Consider the following 1,723-nt stretch of genomic DNA (forward strand, 5'->3'; position numbering starts at 1 on the left):
TGTAGCGGCATTTTAGAGATGCGACATATGAGCCAGTTAGAGATGCGACAGTCGTCGCCTCTTGGGATGCTGGTCAAACGTCAACGTTTGGAAGGAAGACTGGCGACGTGAAGCGTGGTTGAGACCATGAGCGTTCGGAGTCGTCATGTCTTGTTTGATCACCATGTCGCAGAAGGAATTGCATCGTCTTGAACTCATCCAGTGGATTCGCGGTGGCAGCCTGACCGTCGTCGAGGCGGCCGCGTTGCTTCGTCTTAGCCGCAGTCAGGTCCACCGGCTGTTGCAGGCCTATGACCTGGACGGCGCCGACGGGCTGGCCTCGAAGAAGCGCGGCCGTCCGAGCAACCGCCGTCACAGCGAGGACTTCCGCAACCTGGTGCTCGACCTGGTGCGTGAGCATTACGCGGATTTCGGACCGACGTTGGCGGCCGAGAAGCTGCTCGAACGCCACCGGATTGCCGTCAGCAAGGAGACGCTGCGTCAGTGGATGATGGAAGCCGGCATCTGGATGTCGCGACGCGAGCGCAAGAAGCGGGTCTTCCAGCCGCGCGGCCGGCGGGATTGTTTCGGCGAACTCGTTCAGATCGACGGCTCGCTGCATTGGTGGTTCGAGAACCGCGGACCCAAATGCGCCCTGCTCGTCTATATCGACGATGCCACCGGCAAGCTCTTGCACTTACGCTTTGCCGGATCGGAGAACACCTTCGACTATCTGCACGCGACGAAGGCCTACCTGCAGCAATGGGGCAAGCCGATCGCCTTCTACAGCGACAAGCATGGCATCTTCCGCACCACCCATGCTTCCAAGAAGGACAGAACCAATGGCCTGACGCAGTTCGGGCGGGCCCTCTATGAGCTCAACATCGACATCATCTGCGCCAATACCCCGCAGGCCAAGGGGCGCGTCGAGCGCGCCAACCAGACGCTGCAGGATCGCCTCGTCAAGGAACTGCGGCTGCGCGGCATCGACTCGATCGCGGCGGCCAATGCCTATGCGCCGGAGTTCATGGCCGACTTCAATCGCCGCTTTGGCAAGGCGCCGCGCAATCCGAAGGACATGCATCGGCCGTTTGCCGCGCATGAGAACCTCGATGGCGCCATGTGCCGCAAGGAGGTCCGCAAGCTGTCGCAGTCGCTGACGCTGCGCTATGACAAGGTGATGTTCATCCTCGATCCGACCGACCTCGCCACGGCGCTGGCCGGCAAGAAGGTCATTGTCTGCGACTATCCCGATGGTCGCCTCGAGGTCATCCATGAGGAGACGTCCCTGCCCTACAGAACCTTCGACACGCTGCGCTCGGTGCATCGCTCCGAGGTGGTTGAGAACAAGCGCCTGGACGACATGCTTTCGATCGTTGCCGAGATGCAGGCCGGACGAGAGCAACAGCGCAGCAAGGGCGGGCCGCGCCGCACCGGTCAGACGGACCATATGTTCGGCATTCGCGACGGCAGCCCAGGGATCCGGTGGTCATCGCGCGACGGCAGCAAGCCCTTGCGCAACTGAAGGCGGCGGAGTGATCGGGGTGTCAAAGCTAAAGTTTATCTTGCAGCTGGAGCCATCCGCCGCCGACCGGCCTGCGCAACCCTGACCAGCTCCACCCGGCCGGCGGCTTGCGTCTTCGTACTGTGTAAATATATCAACTTGCAAACGCAGTAATCAGGAATAGGATGATGTCGCATTTCTAAGTTGACTACTTTGTCTCATCTTTAAATAGCTGTGACA

Annotated in this window: 1 protein-coding gene; it reads left to right on the plus strand. The window is 60.5% G+C overall.

Going from position 1 to position 1,723, the window contains the following annotated elements; translation table 11 throughout:
- The first annotated feature begins 145 nt into the window (after window positions 1-145).
- On the plus strand, window positions 146-1,504 hold the full coding sequence (locus tag ATB98_RS00070) for an ISNCY family transposase (protein ID WP_234781820.1): 1,359 nt from the start codon (window positions 146-148) through the stop codon (window positions 1,502-1,504).
- Window positions 1,505-1,723 lie beyond the last annotated feature (219 nt).

This window comes from Sinorhizobium saheli (genome assembly GCF_001651875.1).
In the GTDB taxonomy this organism is placed as follows: domain Bacteria; phylum Pseudomonadota; class Alphaproteobacteria; order Rhizobiales; family Rhizobiaceae; genus Sinorhizobium; species Sinorhizobium saheli.